The organism is Lysinibacillus sp. K60 (assembly GCF_019731275.1).
Lineage (GTDB): Bacteria > Bacillota > Bacilli > Bacillales_A > Planococcaceae > Lysinibacillus > Lysinibacillus capsici.
This window is the reverse complement of sequence record NZ_JAASJR010000002.1, coordinates 684,898-704,253: the sequence shown is the minus strand read 5'-3', so window position 1 is coordinate 704,253 and position 19,356 is coordinate 684,898. Positions and strand designations below refer to the sequence as shown.

Below are 19,356 nucleotides of genomic sequence, written 5' to 3'. Positions count from 1 at the left end.
AGTAAACTCGCTATGCAAATCTAAATTAATAATCGAAACCGTAATTATATGTTAAGATTGACTTATATAAAATAAAAGGAATGATCTGATGAAAAAAGCAGTCAAATTAGCTTCCTAAAATTATCTAGATTTTAAATTTTAGGAGGCTTTATAAGATGAGATTCAATAAAATTGATATTAATAATTGGGAACGAAAAGAAATTTTCAATCATTTTTTAAATCAACAAACGAGCTTTAGCATCACCAGAACTATTGATATTACCAAACTTTATAAAATTACAAAAGATAAGGGATATAAATTCTATCCTGTATTCATCTTTTTAATTACTCATGTAGCAAATTCAAATAAACATTTTAGAATGAACTTTAATTCTGCTGGAGAGTTTGGATACTGGGATAAGGTAGTCCCAATGTATACTATCTTTGATAAGAAATCAGAGTTATTTTCAGCCATTTATACAAATACAGATGAAGGTTTTAAAAAGTTTTATGAGAACTATATTTCTGATACTGAGAAGTTCAATGGTATAGGAAAGCTTTTTCCTAAAACACCAATCCCTGAAAATGTCGTCAATATTTCTATGATTCCATGGACTTCTTTTACTGGTTTTAACTTAAACGTGAATAATAGCCCAAATTATTGTTTGCCGATAATCACTGCAGGTAGGTTTATCAATAAAACTAGTAATATTTATTTACCTTTATCCTTGCAGGTTCATCATTCTGTCTGCGATGGTTACCATGCAGCACTATTTATGGATAGATTTCAGACTCTTGTAGAAAATAAATTAGAGTTTCTTGTATAAATTAAACACGAAACACTGACTAATTTCTTTTAGTTGGTGTTTTTTACTAACCTACTCCTAAAACAAGGTAGTATATGTGCCTTATTTTGTATTCCTTGTATCAGATTATTGTCTATATGCTTTCCTCCTATGTCCCCTCAAGTTACTGAACAATTTCTTTCTAGTGATCATTAACCAATTGAGTTCAATGCTCCTTGTATCTGCGTTTTCGCATAGCCAATCATTGTTTTAAGGTTTTCCAATTCCCTTTCAACTTCAGGCGGTTACCCTTTTCATTTTCATACATTTCAAGTACTTATTCTTTTGTATTTTCCTGCTTGCCCAATTTAGTGATCTGTAATAATTCCTAAACTGTTCAAAAGTGTATTTCTTATCGTTCTTTATAGCGTCTGCCAGTAAAAAGACAGAATAAAAAGCCACTCAAAATGAATGGCTCAATCACAAGCTTAGTATTCAATTCTTGCACTAAAAATTATTATTCATCTTGCCAACAATTTTGTTAGTGGCACTACGATTTATTATAATCGCTCTAAATCCTGATATTCTTTCATATAAGGACCATCTTCTGCAACGAACGAATGATACAATGCCTTTACTGCGAAATTTTTCTCTAAACCCATTTCAGATTTTAGTTTTTTTAATTCATCATGCAATGCTCGATGTTCATTTATAAGCTTTAGCATGATTGTCTTATTATATTTCATTACATCCGTCCTTTTTGTTTACAACATGAATGCTATAATACACTATTTTCACTTATAATCGCAAGAACAGCCTTGAAAGAAGCAACAGATGATCATTTATATATGGTCTTACTACACCTCACCATTAAATTTTTTCTTCTACTCGGGTAACAACAATTCCTTTCTTTCTAGTCCATCCCATATCATTCTCGATTCTAATGGCCATGTCTGTATAGATTTCTCCAGCTTGTAAACTCTGTGCTATCTCGATGTTTAAACGCCTGATACAAAAAATCCAGTTAAGGCAGACATTATCGATAAAAATGGTCACTTTACTTGAAAGTGGAAGATTAAATATCAAGGTATTTACAATTCCTTAATGTTGGTCATAGTAAAGCTGTGAATTGATACATTGATAAATAAACCGCAAATAAAAATAGCCCGATTAATAACCAACCATAAACTTTTCTCTCGCTCTGAAATGCTTCAATTCCTTTAGTTAACATGAATAAACCTGAGAAGAATACCATTAAAAAAGTCAGATCGTAATCACGTGTTATAAGTAGGTAAACTGAAAGAGAGACAGTAATGATAGCAAAAACAATTTGTAAAATGTTAAGCATAATATTCCACTCCTCTTTAAATATCATATAACAAAAAAGAAGTCATGGAAATGATTGTAAATATTTAAGCTTTAAATTTATTAAGATACCTAATCTCTTAAAAAAATATGGACCGGACGTGTATAATTAAGGGAATACACTCGGCATTGTACTACTGTATACACTGGATCACTAATTCCACCACTAGCTTTTGGTAATGTTGCCTCAATCCCATACATAGCCGTTTTCACCCCAATGTAACTATTGTTATTTACCTTTGCTACTGGCTGCTTTGCTTCCTCGTTTGTTCCACCATCCAACGATAATTTACAATCCACTGAAGTAAATCCTCTTTCTTAACTTTGTCATAATTACTTATCTGAATAGCCTAAAAGGGCATAAACCAATTTGAGCTGTGGCGAGTGATGACGCTGTGCTTTTTTTAGTTACTGTGTAATATGTTTTGTGCAGTTGTTTGTTGTATTCGTGAGAAATATTTCAGGTTTTTTATGCTATAATTTACATACATTACATAAAGAGGTGATATTATGGAAAATAATAAATTAGTTTGTAAGACTTGTGGTAAGGATTCCTTTATAAGCGGTCAAGTTGGTGGTAATAGTAGTTCGGGTAATATAAGACCGATTGGTTCAAAAATGGCTTTTGGTTCACCAATTCTTATGACTTTTTGCAAAAACTGCGGAGAGATTGCATCACTCAAAGTTGCTAATCCTAAAAAATTCACATAAAACTTCTGTTTAGGGTCACTTCCAACCTAGTGACCCTTTTTCGTTTCTTTCTTTTCAACTAATCTCTGCTACGGTTTTATCAATCTTTTCTGGCAATTTCTTCTTTACTTACATAGTCAATATTCCGTTGAACGTAACAATGTTCACTTTTGAATTTTTCATTTCTATGACGAACAATTTCAATTGCTTCGTCCAGTAATTCATCATCCATCGCTGGCAAATGCATCTTTTGAATATAAATTGACTGATACTACCGCAATCAAGAATTTCACCTTTTTTCTTGCTGCACAAATTCTTTCTAATTCGAAGTGATTTCGCATTTCTTACACTTAAATTCCTCAATTTCATATCCATCTGCAAGCACAATAATATCGCCTGTAACCACCACTTTTTCCCCCACACTTCTTACACTTTTTAATTTGATTTACTCCTTCACATTTTCTTTCATATATTCACAGCATATCGATTGCTGCTAGCACACATTTCTGGTAAATTCCCTCATACAACAGCCTCTGGCAAGTCAGGAGGCACACACACTATTTCCGACACGCTTTATTTGCTCCTTTTTCGGTATTTAGATCCGATTGCGTAATTTCTGAAATTATAGTTACTTGGGAATCCTTGTCCAGCATATTATTCAAGTTGCTCTAACTGCCTTAATCCCATATCAATTACTTTTTTTCTCTTATTACTAGGGTCGCAAGTGCAAACCGATCTCTAGTAGTCAACATAATCACACGTGACTTCACGGCAATTGCCGAAAATATTCAACTTTTAACCAAACTCTGCCCTGTCAACTCATAGTGTTTTGGCTGTTTGGTGCAGTTTTCGAAGCAAAAGAAAAAGCCTCCATCCTAAGATGAAAGCTTAAATATTATGGTAATCCTATTGTGGAGAGCTCACTTGCAACTCGCGATAGAGCGACACCACGTTATTTTGGATGTAGGTCGGTCGTTGGTCTGTTTTTCCCTAACATTGAGGTTATTGTAAATACCAAAGGACCTACCTCCGAGTTTACATCCTATTTTTCTTATTACAAAACATGCTGCAAGTTTTACATTCGTTCTAAACATTTTATTAAAGCACTCATTTATAACAATTGTGCCTATCTTTTTGAATCCCACATTTAATCCTCTAAATAATCAAATTTTCTCGCGTGTTCTACTTCCTGAATGGAAACTTGGCGTGTTAGTTCATCTGTTTCAGAGATATGGTATGAATCCCATTCGTCATTAACGGCAATTTCTTCAGGGTCCTCATATAATTCATCATAATCTTCAAAATCCCCTTCAAAATCGGAAGGTGTTTCAGAAGTTCCATATTTCGCTACAACTTGAAACATATCTTCATAATCATGAATATCATCCTTGTCATCTCGGCCAGCAAAAGAATTGTCTACTGGAGGAAGCATCACTTGCTCTTCAACTGGTCGATCTGTTGGAACGTCTTTTGCAGTATGTTCAATACAAAAAGAGGTATAAGGCAGTGCCACCAATCGATCATATGGGATATCTTGTTGACAAACTTCACATACGCCATAGGTACCATCCTCAATCTTTTGTAAGGCCGTATTTACTTTTGCTAACTCATCATTGTCATGGACCTTTAACGCCATATCTTTTTCACGCTCGTATAATTCGGTACCCAGATCTGCTGGATGATTATCGACTGTTGACAACTCATCAACTGAATCCCGTAAACTATCTCGTTCTAAATATTCATCATCTGTATCCATTCTTCGTTGGAGCGAGTGTTTTTGCTCAATTAACATATTTTTTAGCTTTGATATCTTCTTCTCATTTAGCATTGTCATCACGTCCTTTTCATTATTATGAACGAATTTGATTGAATTATTTGTTTTAAAGATTTCCTCATTCCAGCATGTTTTCTTTGCCCTTTTAGATTGTCCTAAAAGTTATGGCCTTCGAATAAAATGCAATTACATTTGATAATTGGAGGCTATTTTATGGGATCTATATTTACCTTTATCTTTTTAGGCATATCAATGGCTGCAACAATTGGTCCTGTTAAGACTGTTCTATTAAATACAGGTTTAAAAAATGGGTTTTTTCATGCATGGTTTTTTAGTCTGGGAGCCATAGCGACTGACATTATCTATATGTTTATCGTATATTTTGGAATTGGCCAATTTATCAATTCCATCTGGTTGAAAACAATCCTTTGGTCCTTTGGCTGTTTTGTTCTTTTATACACCGGTATCGAAAATTTACTGTCGCTACATAAAATTGAGATGGATTCGAAAACAGGGAAAAGAACACGACTGAGACAATCCCTCATGACTGGATTTTTCATGTCTTTTTTGAATCCGCTAACCATCCTTTTCTGGCTAGGAATATACGGCTCCATACTCGCAAAAACAGCTGGTATCTCAACAGGGTATGAAATCATTTTGGTAAGTATCGCCATTTTGATGGGCATTATTCTTGTAGATTTTATTTATGCCTTTTTATCCAGTGTTGCTCGAAAATTATTATCTACACAGCTTTTGAAAACGGTCTCTTTTATCTCAGCCTTATTAATGATTGGTTTCGGGATTTACTTTGGGAAGCAGGCTTACCAAGTCTTATTCCAATAAACCCACCAACAGCGCATAAAATAAACACGAAAGGAAACCATACCTTTCAAAGAATATTAGTCGAGGTGTGGTAATGGACCAAGAGAAGGTTAATGTAAGTGTCTGGTGCATTGTAAGTTTGACTTCAATTCCGCTCATCATGACACTTGGAAATTCAATGCTTATTCCCGTGCTCCCTATTCTGGAGGATAAGGTAGGGATCACATCATTTCAGTCGAGCATGATCATAACAAGCTATTCAGTCGCAGCTATTTTTCTGATCCCAGTAGCTGGCTATTTTTCGGACCGCTTCGGCAGAAGAATAGTCATATTACCAAGCTTAATTTTAGCTTTAATCGGTGGTCTGATTGCTGGATTTGCTTCCTGGAAAATGGATGACCCATACGCAATGATTATCGCCGGAAGAATTATTCAGGGAATTGGGGCCGCTGGTGCAATGCCGATCGTATTGCCTCTTGTAGGTGACCTTTACCAGGATGATGATGAAAAAATAAGTTCTACATTAGGGATAATTGAAACGTCTAACACGTTTGGGAAAGTGTTAAGTCCCATTTTAGGATCAATATTTGCTGCATTTTTATGGTTCCTGCCCTTCTTTTCTATTTCAGCGCTTAGTCTGATTTCGATTGTACTTATTTTTTTCTTTGTTAAAGCGCCTAAAGATGATGATGAACCATTGAAGCTCAAAGAGTTTTTACGTAATACAAAAAAAGTTTTCAAGGAGGAAGGAAAATGGCTATATACCGTATTCCTTAACGGGGTCCTTGTGATGCTCATATTATTTAGTATGCTATTTTTCTTGTCAGAAAACCTCGAAAAAGTTCATGATATAAAAGGGATTAAAAAAGGGTTTGTCCTTGCCATCCCACTTTTATTACTTTGTATAGCTTCATTTATATCTGGTCGAAAAATTAAAGGAAACTTAGGTAGGATTAAAAAAATTATCATTGCCTCCTTGATTGCCATGTCTGTTAGTATTATCTTTGTTGGGTTTACAAGCAAAAAACTGATTCTTTTATTAGTCGTCACGAGTGTAGTGGGGATTGCTATTGGTGCACTATTGCCTGCACTTGACACAATTATTACTGACAATATTAGAAAAGAGTTAAGGGGAACCGTATCCTCTTTTTATAGCTCAGCACGATTTATAGGCGTTGCAGCAGGCCCTCCTGTTATGTCACTTGTCATGAAAAATTATCTCAATGCCAGCTATATTACGGCAGGTGTATTAGGATTTATTCTTTTGTTTGTTGTCTTGAAATTTATCAAAGTAGAAGATATTGAAAAAAACAATGAAATGGCATAAAAAATAAGGACCTGACAGATTTTTAGACTGTAAGACCTTATTTGAAAGTACTTAATTTTATCCAGATCTCATACTAAATAAATTAATTCCTCTTAAAAATACTCTTATTAGAAGTAGTCACTCGGCTACTTCATCATTTGTTGTCATACTGGATAATTTCATGAGGTTTCCAATAGCATGTATGCTATCGTATCAAGCAATCTATGAACTACTTCAACCTCTCTATCCCCATGCATATCCGAAATTGTAAATCTATCTCCCCTTATCAAGACCTAAATTGAGAAAAGTCAAATAAATTAAAGGGTAAAACATATTTTATATGACTAATATGTTATGCCCTTTCTTGTTCAACTTAAGCACTCCGTTAGTTTAATAAGAACAGCGCCGCTTCTTCCACAATCGCAGCCATTGTTGAATAAGGGGTAGCGAAAAATATAACTTGCGAAATTACTATGTCTATTTTATAGTTGAAGTAATATTTTATTAAAGGGTGAACTTTTTGTTACTGTAGAATTCTAATCTAAATCAACGTTATAGCTAAATTTTGTTGAACAAAACCACCTTATATGGGTGTTATTTGTTGTGCAAAAAAAAGCAAGATTAGAATTAGTAGGCTATTATAAACCTTTAGCGCGACTAATTTTAGTCGCGCTTTTTCTGTTCGTTGATTTAGACAATTTTAATTTTTTACTTATTAAAATTGAGAGGACGAATCTACAATGCAAAAACTATTACAACAAATTACAGCTGATATGCAGCTTGAAGAACATTACCATACATTAGAGAAAGCTCTACTTACTTTATATTTCCATAATAATTGTACAACTAAATCTTTAGCTTATATGACAGCCTTACCAATACCTATCGTTTCAGCTATGAAGAAAGAATTTGCCAAACAAGGTTGGGGTAAACATAGCTTAACGAAAAAAGGCCAGCTAGCCGTTATGCAATATTTCCAACTCTCAGGTGCCGATGCTGAACTCTACCTACAATTAACGACAGATGATGCATTTCGAATAGAATGGATTTCACAAAATATAAGCGAAATAAGCACTATTTATGAGGCTAGACCTATAGCTGACGTGACAATTGATCAAGCAAAATGTACAGTTGAGACTGCCTTAAAACGTGCATTGCTGGCACTAGACTATACGATGCTACTCAATAAGCGTATTTTGTGTTTAGGCGATGATGATTTCATCAGTATTGCATTAGCATTTTTAATAAAGAAAATCGCTCCACACTCTGCAACTAAAATTGTTGTATTAGATATTGATAGACGAATTTTAAGTACTATTAGTAAAATAGCTAAAGACTATGAGCTTTCGATTACAACAGATTATTATAACGTTCATGAGCCTTTGCCCGAAACATATGCTGACCAGTTTGATTGCGTTTATACAGATACACCGTATACCTTGATTGGCGCACAGCTCTTTTTATCACGTGCAATTAATGCACTAAAGCCAGAAGCAATGCGGCATGTGTTTTTTTCCTATGCCAAACGTAGCTATCAAAAGCATTGGGAGCTACAGCAAAGCTTATATGCTATGGGCTTTGTGATTAATAATATTCATTACGACATAAACAACTATGAAGGTGCGCAGATTTTAGGTGCTACAAGTCAATTATTCGTATTACAAACTACAGAGCAAATGATTCCTTATATTCCTAATCAGCGTAAATTTACGCGACCAATTTACACAGGAGAGGTTGAGAAGAAATCTGTTGTTTATCAGTGTAATCATTGTAAGAACTCCCATACAGTAGGCACTGGCAACAAATACACTACGATTACACAGCTTCAATCCAGTGGTTGTCCAAATTGCAAAAATAACAAGTTTTCACAAATTAAGCGAACAGTAAAAAAATCACAATCCCAGCACGCATTAGGGCATCATATTTTATTAGAGTTGTATGATTGCAATGATGCATTGCTCAATGACGTACAACACATTAAAAAGATTATGTGTCAAGCTGCCCATAAAGCAAAAGCAACAATTGTGACCGAACATTTCCATCATTTTTCACCTTACGGGGTTAGCGGTGTAGTCATTATACAAGAATCACATTTAACGATTCATACGTGGCCAGAGTACGGCTATGCTGCAATAGATGTCTTCACTTGTAACAGTAAATTAGCGCTACAAGAGGCTGTACAATATATTACTGATCAATTTAATGCAGGAAATACCACACAACATTACGTAAATCGAGGTAAATAGATTACCCCAATTAGTATATGTATTGTTACTTTTTTCGACAAAGAAAATGGCTTGATTCACTAAAAGAATCAAGCCATTTTAATTTATTTCAGTATTCAAATCTTCAACAAAAGCCATCATTAGTTGCACAAGGATATACTTATTCTTCTTCAACTTTAAGATTTTTATAAAAGCTATCAACTATTGGATAAATATCAGGCTCTGTATAGGAGTAAAAATTAGTTACTTCATTTTCAGTAAATATAAAAGTTCATTTGTTCATCTTCATAAAGGGTAATAGCATAAAGGAATCCTACTCTATCTTCTTGATTTTCTTCAGGTATAAACTGTACATCCTTTATTCCACAATATGGCCCTTACTTTATATTATTTGAATTCAAATACCTGACCGCCTTTTATTGATTTTTTTCAACTTTTTAATTCAACAATTGCAATTGTTTTTTTATATAACGACAGATAGAATGGCTCTCACAAATATCAATCCCAGTAGATAAATGTGATCCCTGTTGTTCAAGTTCTCGTCTTAACATTATTTTTAACCACACAGATTGTAAGTTTTTATTTTACAGTTATTACACCTCCTTTGCTAATTAATTCTAATTTGTTTGAGGCTTCTCCAATCTTGTGACCATCTAAATAATGATTTAACACAACGAACCCTATATCTTAAGCTAGAAGGCTTTAAGTGGTCTCCTGAAAGTAATAAATATTCTTTTAATCTATCTATATTAATTTCGTTCATATCAATATCACCAAAAATCGTAATAATAGATTGTATTGAAAACAATATGTTTATAATGTAAGCGATGAATATCCCTCGATTTTTTTATCCTGTTGGTACCTTTTCCATACTTCGGATGATAACATGTGTCTTTCACTCTCCCATCTATAAATCTATTAATTCTAAATTCTATTATGTTCAATGAAAGATTTTTTCATACAAGGATATTCAACAACCTAAAAAATAGTGATAATTTTGAACTCTAATTAATATAAAAGGCACTTTCCATGTTTCTAGGAAAGCACCATTTAATGGACTAACTAAAATATGGGCTTATTCCTAAAATCGCTTATAGCTTGTTGAAATAAATCACTCCGTTAGCCATCCACGTCGGGTAAAATCGACGCTTCATCACATAAAATGAAAGATTACTCCGTTTTTTTATGGGAATTGAAGAGCTTAGATTAAACGGCTGAACCTCATAGATCCTGAAAAAACTTCAAATTTGCTAACAGAGGTAAATTATATAGCCTTTTCCCATAAAATCATTTAATATCGAGAGGCTAAATTACACCATCATCCCTAATTATTACCATCGTTTTTTATTTAGCTGCCATTTCCCTGAAATGGCAGCTAGCATCAACCATGGCTCTATTACCATATTGATTAGAATATGGGCTACAATTGGTGCAAAGGTGCTCCTTCCAGTATAAATATAGAGCATCGCAAGTAGACAACCTAAGATTGTCGTTGAAAGAATTGCTGGAAGCGCAATTTTCATCTCTCCTCGCAATAACACCCATGTGCCATGAGCAATTCCAAACGCAATTCCTGAGATTGTTACTTGTGAAAGATTTGAAAATCCAATAGATAATACATACTCCATGAGCAAATGTCTAAATACGACTTCTTCAACTATCCCACTTACAATAGCAGCCCATATACCAATCAATTTTAGCCAAGAAAATGTAAACAAATTGCTTTTTACTAAAGGTATTGCAGACATTGTATAGGAAATATACCCGATTACAATGAATGCAGTGAAAAACCACATAGGTAAGTTCAGGTGCAGTTCCAGTGAATTGCCCAACCCCAACCCATTCTCAACAAATTTTTTAGGATTAGTTACATACCAATAAATAACACTTAATGAAAGCATACTTGATATGCTTGCTAATATCCATCCTGCCTTTCTTCGCTCTTTTAGCGTTGTGATCTCGTTCATATTAACTGTCCCCTTAAATTAAATTTATGTTTCTAAGGCTTAATATAACGACATCAAAGTTTAGCAACAATACGCTACATGTAACATGTCTTTATTGAAAGGTGAAATGCTTTTTATGAAAGACAACCTGCATTTTTCAATTTGTAATTTATGGTATATTTTTATAGAGAGGTGATAGAGATGAAGATAGACATAAAAATTGATCCACAAATTGACGAACCCTACATAACAATCTGCGTTTCTGAATTAACGCCAACTATACAGGCTGCAATCTCACTCTTACAACAAAAAGAACAACAAATTTTAACAGGGACCGCTAACAATAAAGTACATATTATCGAGCCTAATTCTGTAATAGCTATTAGGACGGAAGGCAAAGATTTAGTACTATATAGCGACGATGGTAATCGTGTACTTATGAATAAGCCTTTGTATGAGTTAGAGCAGCAACTAGGAGAAGGATTTATTCGGATTTCTAAATCTGCCATCATTAATCCTAGAAAAATCAGAAATATTGAAGCTTCCTTTAATGGCACAATGGAAATCGAGCTTACTTTAGGAATAAAAGAAGTCATTTCACGCAATTATAAAAAATCATTTAAAGAGCGCTTGGGGGTATAAGTACATGAACTTTTTCAAGAATTTATGGTTCGGAATAAGTATGGGCTGTACAGTTTTTGTTTTTGTAAATCTTATTGGATATTGGTTGAAAGGGGATTTGTTTTTAGAAGCTGTTATATCTAATTTTCCACAACAAGTTATCGGATCAGTTACTGTTGGCATTGCCTGTATACTACCTTCATACCTCTATAGAACAGAACGTTTAACATTTTTACAACAAAGTGCTTGTCATTTTTTTATCGCTATAGGGACCTTTATAGCTGTCGCCTTTTCTTTAAAATGGCTTCCAACATTTTCGATAAAACTAACGATTCTATTGTTACTATTTAATGTATTAATTTTTGCACTAGTTTGGCTGTTATTTTATTTTTATAGTCAATCGGAAGTAAAAAAAATGAAGCAGAAAATCATTGTTCATACAGACAGTAGTAATAATCAATAGATTTCTTTGATAGAAATTCATTATTTAAAGAGGCTAATCAACATAACAAGATTCTTTTGTATTCAAGCCTCCCTTTCCGGATATTTCCATTCATTTTCAAACGACTTAAATTAAACAGCCTCCATCTTTATTCTCTACTAATCTTCGGTCATACAGCTATAACTGTATGAGCCGAAGATTATTCAACTAACCTGACCGTTAGTTTAAGTGAGAAACTTCACAATCTCACTCTGAATTTTAACAACAATATCAAATTCCGTTGAAAATGTTCCTCAACAATCTGGCCCTTAGATCAAGAAAGACGTATTCCTTACTATAGAAATGCGCCCGTTTGCTTTATAAAAACTTATGTAAATATTCATTAACGATTGGTAAATCTGGTGGACTGATATTCGAAGGAAGGTCAGTCATATTAAAGAATTTTAAGGCTTCAACTTCATTTTCTTCTCTTTTTAATGTCCCTTTATAATCTCTACAAAAATAAGCTGCTACTACATTATGTACCTCATCACCATGAGGACATTTATAGCAGAATTCTTGTCCAGAAAAAACATTGAACAAGGTCAAATCATTTGCAAGCAAACCCGTCGCTTCTAATAATTCTCTTTTGGCTACTTGTTCTAATGCTTCCCCGACCTCCATGGAACCACCAGCCAATCCCCAACAATTATTGTCCTTACGAAGTTGTAGCAGTAATTCCTATTTACTATTTACAAGAATTACACATGCACCAGCCATAATTAGAGGACGACTGCCCACTAAATTTCTTAAATCCATAATGTATCCCATGGTTTCTTCCAACATCATATATATTTTAATCTAATTGTTAATTATTAATTTTAACATAAAAATCCAATTAAAAGATTGATCAGATATTTAACGATCTGGCCTTTTAATGAAAACGAACGCTGATCCTTGTTACAGAATCGCACCCGATTGTTAAGGGTTTCGGTCTCTTTTCAAACTTTCATTTGGGAACGTTATTGTTAAATGACATGCATAAACAAACAAATTTAAAGCTCTACTTTCATACGTTTTATTTTTTAAAAACGAAAAACTAAATCAACAAGATATATAATTGATAAAGCCATTGGAAGAACTATTTTTATAATTAAGTCACCAACTAAGTAGAACTAAGTAACAACAAACAATGCTAATAAACCCGTCCAAAAAGCACGAAACGAATTCGATGTCCCTTGCCATGATCAAAATGAAATCCTCCATGAAAAGAGCGAGACCTTCTCCAATACGAAATCCCGTTTCATATAACAATTGAATCAGGAACTTATCTCGGATATTCTTAGTTGCTTGTTGTGCTTGTTCCTTCCTTAGTGTATTTACTTTTTTACGTGGTTCATTTAAATTAAGTACGTTTCTTGTGGAGGGCTTATCTTTAGTAATATAGTGTAAGAAGCTTTTGTAATGTTTGTTACCTCCAGTGAACACTTGTTTCATTAACTTTTCCATTATGTCATTTTGTACTTCTTCATTTCGAAATAAATAGTCATAAAAGTTTGCTATAACTGTGCCAGTTAATAAATCTAATATGTATTAAAAAAGAGAATATATGATCATATATTGAACTTTATGACACTCACCAATGAAAACATAATATGTTAACTAAAAATAAATTTTATGTTAATATATATACATACCATTATTTGGAGGTGTGTGTGTTGACTGACAAAAATAGAATATTACTTAGTTCGGTTGGCAGTTTGGCTTTATTTACTTTAGGAGGATATAGGATATTCACTAACAACTTAGAAGCAATGTCCATATTAGTAGCATATATTTTCTTTATTTGTGGATTTATAGGCTTTGTTTTTTATGTAGTAAAGTTGTCAAAAACCCCACGTACTTAGCATTGCTTCGTTGCGATGCTTTTTTCGTTTGCCATAGTCCCTTCTTTCATCTGCACAAAAGTATGATTCAGTCGGGTTTTTGCTCTAAGGAAATTGGAAGGGTGAAAAATAGAGGGATGCTTTTCTTGATAGTTAATATAAATAGCGATTTTTCTAACATGATATTTACTACCATCTAAACTTCTATAAATACTTTTAAGTGGGGTACACTTTTAAATAGTTTTATACAGTAAGCATGAGTAATTACTCTTATACATACAATGAGTCCCTCACTCCAACTGAAATAATTGTATTGAAAGAAAGGTTGGATGCTACTCTTTGTTTAAAGAAACTGCTTTTTGAGTGGAGTAAAAATTAGTGCTTATTTAAATAAGGGGATGATAAATTGAAATATATTTCTGGTTTTATTGGATTTATTTTTATTTCCTTTGGCAGTTTACTAATGAATATCACTGAGAATGGAGAGACATCTACAAATATAACATTAAAGATTTCAGGGTTCGTTAGTTTAATTATCGGTTTAAAATTTTTATTTCCTAATTTGGGCTTTATAAAAAGTAAAAAAATAACCAAGTATTCATATAAACACTTGGTTATTTTTTATTATTCAACAACTTTTCAGTGTTACAGGTAATTAGCAAACAACCCAGCACCAAATCCAATATAGATTAGTGCTGGGTTGTTTTTTAGATTCTACTTAAACTCAATTTCCTCTGCCGAAGCCCCTTTAGTATACGTAATGGTCGCTCCATCAGGTAAATTTCGTATTTCTTTTATATTTTTTCCTTCGATAATAATTTCACCAATTTTCGTACCTTTAAAGTCAATAATCGCATTTCCTTTTTTGGGACTAATCGTTACTGTTTTATCTGCAAATCCTTCCCCATGGAATTCAGCATATTGACTAAATACTGCAATTCCATTTTTAATTTTCGTATTTTTCCCTAACGATAGCGAAATGCTTGGGCGATTCATTATTAATTTACCTGTTTTGTAGTTATCATAGTTGTATACATTTTCAGGTGTTATTGGTGTGGGTATTTCCTCATTGTCTGCCTTCAAATCAATTTGAACTAATACTGGGTCATGATCTGATGCACGGCCTTGTGCTTCTGTAAAGTTCGCATTTATATGAATCAAGTCAATTTCTGTAACATCAGCAAGATTATTTGAAACTAAAATATGATCCAACACTTGATTGTTTCCTTGGAAGAAGTACGTAAAACGATCTTGCTCTGGGGCTTTATCTATCATATTCGTTAAAACATCACCTTTTAACGTTTGAAGAGCTGGTGTGAATTCAAAGTCGTTCATGTCCCCTGCTACAATGATATTTAAATCTGGATTAATAGCAAGTCCTTCATCCATAAAATCATTGATGGCTTGAGCAAGTTGAATACGTTTCTTAACTGATTCTAGCACTGGTGGCTGAGTTGGTCCCCAAAGTGAACCATCCCCACCTTTAGAATTTAGATGAGCTCCGATAATCACTACACGTTCTTTCTGAAATTCAAATTCGGCTGCAATTGGTTTTCGTGTATCTACAAATTTTGATGGATCAACAAAGCCAGGATTTAAAGTAAGGCTTCCATCTGCTGTCCACGTATTGGTTTGGTCACCCATCCCTTTTATACCTGACACTAATGAAACACGATCTGGATTATATAGATAGCCCACACGAATATTACCGCCAGGTGCACCACCTACTGTATTGTTAATTGGCATGACATCAATCCAATCATAAGCAGGACCACCCGCAGCTTTAATTGCTTGAATTAATCGCATGTAGCTTTCCGATGCATCCGCATTTCCTGAATCAGTTTGTCCATCATTATCTTGAACTTCGACCAATGTAATAATATCTGGTGATTTCATATTATTCACAAATGTCGCTGCTATTCTGGCTACTTTTTCGTTTGATGTATTGGCAGGATTATTTGAAAAGTTTTCGATATTATAGGAAGCGACATTTAACTTGTCCGCTACTGGTTCAAGATGCGTCACCTCTTGCTGAAGATTCCCTTTTGTTAATTCTGGGAAGACTTTATTTGTGTTCAGTCGATAGCCATCTGTAAAATTTTCTACAAATCCGATAAGGGCATCATTAAAACGATCACCTGAATCATAATTTTTACCAGCTACCCCTTCAAGCATAATTTTTTCTGGGTTATAATCATCGGCCGCTATATTTAAACCGCCATTCACATTAAATGTATTATTTGTTGTGCTCGGTACAACAATTGGCGAATCGTTATTATAAATCGGTCCTATCACTCTCGCATCTGGGAATGATACCAGCATATACTCAATAGATTCCCAAAAATCGATGCCATCTTCTTGTGGGTCAAAAATTGCAAAACTATCATTATCAATAATTTTTTTTGGTGGTAACAGATCCTCCCCTATCACAAGGGCTTCTGGAATTCCTGCTGTACCTGTTTTTGTAATATTTGTTGCTGCAATTTGTGTATCTGTCAATCGAGAGTTGCCACCAGCTTCTATTACATTTCCTGATACGTTAATAACATCCCCTACTGCTACATTATGTCCTGTCTTATTTACTTTGATAGCAGTTGATTTTACGCCATCAAATGACGACTCGTTTTCTTGCATAATAAAGCTAGTTGAATTTAAAACGAAGGTTACAATTCCCTCCACATCATTTACTGTTAAATCGACATATGGTGATTTATGGCTTGCCCCTTGAATATCGCTAATCTTGGCATTTTTAGTATCAATAATTTCATAAACAAATGTAGCAATTGCACTGTTCGTTAAACCTTCTTTCACTGCAATCGCTTTAAGCGTCATTGGTTTATTAACAAGGATTTCCTCTGTATACTTTGCACTAGCTGTTGTTGGCGTTGAGCCATCCACTGTGTAATAAATCGTAGCTCCTTCAGTCATTGTAGAAAGGGAGACTTTCGTGCCAGCTGTTACGCCCCCTACGTGAGAAGCTTTGATATCCTGCACCTTTGTTACATCTTCAATAACGCGAAGTGGGAGCAATTGGTGGTTTGTATACTGACCAACAATTCCTGTAATTTCCCCATACGTTTTTCCACTCACTAAACCAGAGTCTCGTGTTTTATCGTAAATAGCAAATGGGCCTACTTCATCAGTACCTGTAAAGTTTTGACCCGAACCAGTAATGGTAACATTTTTAAGTGTAACTAGTTTCGATTCATTGTCTTCTGCGACCTCATTACTTTTAATAAGATGTGGCTCTGGTATTGTCGAAGGAACAGGCATACCGGCAAGTGAAATATTCGTTAATTGCTTTAGACCGCTATATTCATCTACGCGTCCTTGCACCGTCACCCGATCACCGACATTTGCGGCAAGACTATCCACAGGATAAATGGCTATCGCCGCACCATCTTCATCTTGAATGTGCGCTGTAGCTGTTTCTAATTTGGCTGTCACGATCCCTGATACGATAACAATTTGCCCGATTTCTTTATTACGAGCTTCAGTAATGGATATAACGGTTGGCTCTTCTTTAACTGTATAATTAAAGGATGCAATGTCACTATCGTCTAGACCTGTTGCGGTAGCAAATGCTTTTATAGTCATGGCTTCATTTACAATAATCCCCGCTGCTGCATCATAAACCTCACTAGCTAATGACGGTTCAGAACCATCGATTGTGTAATAGATGGTTGCATTTGGGGTATTTGTAGACAGTGTTACTTTTGTTCCTGCATAAACTTCGCCTGTTGCTGGTAAAGCCTTAACTTTCTCTACTTGTGTTGGCTCATAGTTTAGTACCAATTGGAAGCTTTCTGTACTTAATGTTTTGAGTTGATAAACCCCGTTAAAAATTGAAGCAACTCCTGTCACATTAATGACATCATTGTTATTGAAGCCATCTGCTTCAAACTGTGAAAACTGATAGCCTGTGCGGTTATCATGGCGAATTAACAGTTCGTTATTTGCTGCATCGACTGCTTTAAATTCAAATGTACCATACGTACCAGATGGCGCTAAATCTTTAATCTTCACATTTTCAAGTGTGATTAATCTACCTTGTGTGCTATCATCTGCAATCGGTAAATTTACTGTCTGCGGTGCAGGTGATGCCCCTGTAGAAATCCGTTCAATTGTTGGCGAATTAAATTGAACTTCTCCACTATATAAACTTGTTTTTCCTGTGATGCTGACAATATCCCCAACAGCTAAGCTCCCTGCTTCTGCAGAACTTGAAAAGACATATACCCCTGCTGTCTCATCTTGTACATAGAAGGCCTTGCCTCCCCAGCTACCAGGTGTTGTCGTAACCGTCCCTTGAATTTTTACTGTGCTGTCTGTTCCAACAGCTGCACGAGCTTCGGCAATGGTTACTTCATTCACTGAAGGAATAGTTGGTTCAGTTGTATCGTCCCCAACAAAGTCCATTGAAGTTGGCGATTTTAGCCCTGCATGGTTGCCAAAATATTTTTCCAGTGAACCTGTTATTCTAACTTTTTTCCCAAGATTACTTGGGTTAGTAAATAATCCGAAATTGGCTCTATAGGAGCTTGGTAATTGAATATATAGCATTTTCGTGACATCAGTTTCATCTGGTGAATCGGCAATGGCAATATTTGTATCACTATCTGCTATCACAGAATAAGAAGTTTCACTTTTGACAAACCCTACTATATATCCTTCTACAGTAACATTACTAATAACTGAAGTAGGAACAAATTGATTGACCGCTTCCCCCACACCAATAGCTTCTGTGGTTTCGGCCTTTACAACTGTGAAATAAGGTGAAATCATAGACATTACAAGTAAAAATGATAACGCTATTTTAGTAACGACATTACATTCATATTTCTTCATTCGCTCAGCTCCTTATGATTTTAATCTAAAATAATCTTTTCCTTAGGTTTTACATGGAAGTTATTATTCAATTACTGTATTCCCTTCAACAGTTAACCCATTTAAAGAGAGGGTACATTTGGCGCATAAATGATTAAATCCCCCTAAATAGTACCTGTACTACCAGATGGCATTAAAGAAATTCGTATTTAAAGCTTCTCCAACATACAGATGATTAGATTTTTTCGAGTTTAAATTTACCATCATGGACGATCATTAAATTATTAATCTTTTTATAAGCTTATGGCGAGCGCAGTACATCCTTGTAATCGGTGCTACTACTACCGCTGAAGCTGTTAATGCATTTAAATACATTTACTCATACTTAGAGTAATCCCTCCCTGTTTAATAAAGATAAGTTTTAAATCCTATTAACACAATTACTTGTAATTATCAAACAATACCAAAATATTGTTTAACATAGTAATTTTAACAGAAAAATAATAAATACTTTGTTATTTAATATGAATATTCTAAATTCTATGTAAAATAGTACATATTAATCTTTTACAATAGTCATTAGAATAGTAGTTTTATATTGAATAAAAGCGCTAATGTACCTGCTCAGCTCCGTCAAGCATAAATACAGAAAGATTGTTTCTTGCTCATTCCCTACCTCCTCCTTCATATGAAGTATCTAGATACAGTA

At 34.3% G+C, this 19,356-nt stretch carries 14 protein-coding genes and 2 pseudogenes; 7 read left to right on the top strand and 9 right to left on the bottom strand.

The features are described from left to right. Nucleotides 1–155: 155 nt before the first annotated feature. Entirely contained in the window at nucleotides 156–806 is a 651-nt protein-coding gene (catA, locus tag HCH28_RS07275) for a type A chloramphenicol O-acetyltransferase (RefSeq protein WP_221680405.1), read from the top strand. Nucleotides 807–1,324: 518 nt separating this feature from the next. Here the strand turns inward: catA and HCH28_RS07270 are convergent. The 3 genes from HCH28_RS07270 to HCH28_RS07260 all read right to left on the bottom strand — a co-directional run bounded on the left by HCH28_RS07270 (nucleotide 1,325) and on the right by HCH28_RS07260 (nucleotide 2,429). Continuing rightward, nucleotides 1,325–1,510 (bottom strand): hypothetical protein, encoded by a 186-nt coding sequence (locus HCH28_RS07270; protein ID WP_221680404.1) that lies wholly within the window; start codon nucleotides 1,508–1,510, stop codon nucleotides 1,325–1,327. A 365-nt stretch (nucleotides 1,511–1,875) separates the two neighbouring features. Further along, a complete protein-coding gene (locus HCH28_RS07265; RefSeq protein WP_221680403.1) occupies nucleotides 1,876–2,112 on the bottom strand; it encodes a DUF3953 domain-containing protein in 237 nt (78 codons plus the stop codon). An 89-nt stretch (nucleotides 2,113–2,201) separates the two neighbouring features. Then, nucleotides 2,202–2,429 carry a hypothetical protein gene (locus tag HCH28_RS07260; protein WP_255600861.1) on the bottom strand — a complete coding sequence of 76 codons (228 nt, stop codon included), beginning with the start codon at nucleotides 2,427–2,429 and terminating at the stop codon, nucleotides 2,202–2,204. 210 nt (nucleotides 2,430–2,639) lie between these two features. On the opposite strand from HCH28_RS07260, the gene HCH28_RS07255 reads away from it, so the two are divergent. Further along, entirely contained in the window at nucleotides 2,640–2,840 is a 201-nt protein-coding gene (locus HCH28_RS07255; RefSeq protein ID WP_221680402.1) for a hypothetical protein, read from the top strand. 79 nt (nucleotides 2,841–2,919) lie between these two features. On the opposite strand, the gene HCH28_RS24975 is transcribed toward HCH28_RS07255, so the two are convergent. Together HCH28_RS24975 and HCH28_RS07250 are read right to left on the bottom strand one after the other, a co-directional pair. Continuing rightward, the gene (locus HCH28_RS24975) at nucleotides 2,920–3,051 is read right to left on the bottom strand and encodes a hypothetical protein (RefSeq protein WP_255600859.1); all 132 of its coding nucleotides are present in this window, start codon (nucleotides 3,049–3,051) and stop codon (nucleotides 2,920–2,922) included. Nucleotides 3,052–3,966: 915 nt separating this feature from the next. Next, nucleotides 3,967–4,647 carry a TraR/DksA C4-type zinc finger protein gene (locus tag HCH28_RS07250; protein ID WP_221680401.1) on the bottom strand — a complete coding sequence of 227 codons (681 nt, stop codon included), beginning with the start codon at nucleotides 4,645–4,647 and terminating at the stop codon, nucleotides 3,967–3,969. A gap of 159 nt (nucleotides 4,648–4,806) precedes the next feature. Here HCH28_RS07250 and HCH28_RS07245 point away from each other — a divergent pair, with 159 nt between their 5' ends. From HCH28_RS07245 to speD, 3 genes are all read left to right on the top strand, one after another. Further along, nucleotides 4,807–5,436 (top strand): LysE family translocator, encoded by a 630-nt coding sequence (locus HCH28_RS07245; RefSeq protein ID WP_221680400.1) that lies wholly within the window; start codon nucleotides 4,807–4,809, stop codon nucleotides 5,434–5,436. A gap of 73 nt (nucleotides 5,437–5,509) precedes the next feature. After that, nucleotides 5,510–6,742, top strand: coding sequence for an MFS transporter (locus tag HCH28_RS07240; RefSeq protein ID WP_221680399.1), 1,233 nt, complete (start codon nucleotides 5,510–5,512; stop codon nucleotides 6,740–6,742). A 719-nt stretch (nucleotides 6,743–7,461) separates the two neighbouring features. After that, nucleotides 7,462–8,967: an adenosylmethionine decarboxylase gene (gene speD / locus HCH28_RS07235; RefSeq protein ID WP_221680398.1), complete on the top strand. Its 1,506-nt coding sequence runs from the start codon at nucleotides 7,462–7,464 to the stop codon at nucleotides 8,965–8,967. A gap of 1,310 nt (nucleotides 8,968–10,277) precedes the next feature. Here the strand turns inward: speD and HCH28_RS07230 are convergent. Beyond that, nucleotides 10,278–10,913: a CPBP family intramembrane glutamic endopeptidase gene (locus HCH28_RS07230; RefSeq protein ID WP_221680397.1), complete on the bottom strand. Its 636-nt coding sequence runs from the start codon at nucleotides 10,911–10,913 to the stop codon at nucleotides 10,278–10,280. Between the two features lie 180 nt (nucleotides 10,914–11,093). Between HCH28_RS07230 and HCH28_RS07225 the strand changes: the two genes are divergently transcribed. Both HCH28_RS07225 and HCH28_RS07220 read left to right on the top strand, forming a co-directional pair. Next, a complete protein-coding gene (locus HCH28_RS07225; protein WP_036223011.1) occupies nucleotides 11,094–11,534 on the top strand; it encodes a LytTR family DNA-binding domain-containing protein in 441 nt (146 codons plus the stop codon). Nucleotides 11,535–11,538: 4 nt separating this feature from the next. After that, a complete protein-coding gene (locus HCH28_RS07220) occupies nucleotides 11,539–11,976 on the top strand; it encodes a DUF3021 domain-containing protein (protein ID WP_221680395.1) in 438 nt (145 codons plus the stop codon). A 336-nt stretch (nucleotides 11,977–12,312) separates the two neighbouring features. Here the strand turns inward: HCH28_RS07220 and HCH28_RS07215 are convergent. From HCH28_RS07215 to HCH28_RS07210, 3 genes and pseudogenes are all read right to left on the bottom strand, one after another. Continuing rightward, nucleotides 12,313–12,765, bottom strand: a pseudogene (locus tag HCH28_RS07215) (NUDIX hydrolase). A gap of 370 nt (nucleotides 12,766–13,135) precedes the next feature. Continuing rightward, nucleotides 13,136–13,512, bottom strand: a pseudogene (locus HCH28_RS24970) (tyrosine-type recombinase/integrase); the annotation flags it as partial. A gap of 1,022 nt (nucleotides 13,513–14,534) precedes the next feature. Further along, the gene (locus tag HCH28_RS07210) at nucleotides 14,535–18,668 is read right to left on the bottom strand and encodes a chitobiase/beta-hexosaminidase C-terminal domain-containing protein (RefSeq protein WP_221680394.1); all 4,134 of its coding nucleotides are present in this window, start codon (nucleotides 18,666–18,668) and stop codon (nucleotides 14,535–14,537) included. Nucleotides 18,669–19,356 lie beyond the last annotated feature (688 nt).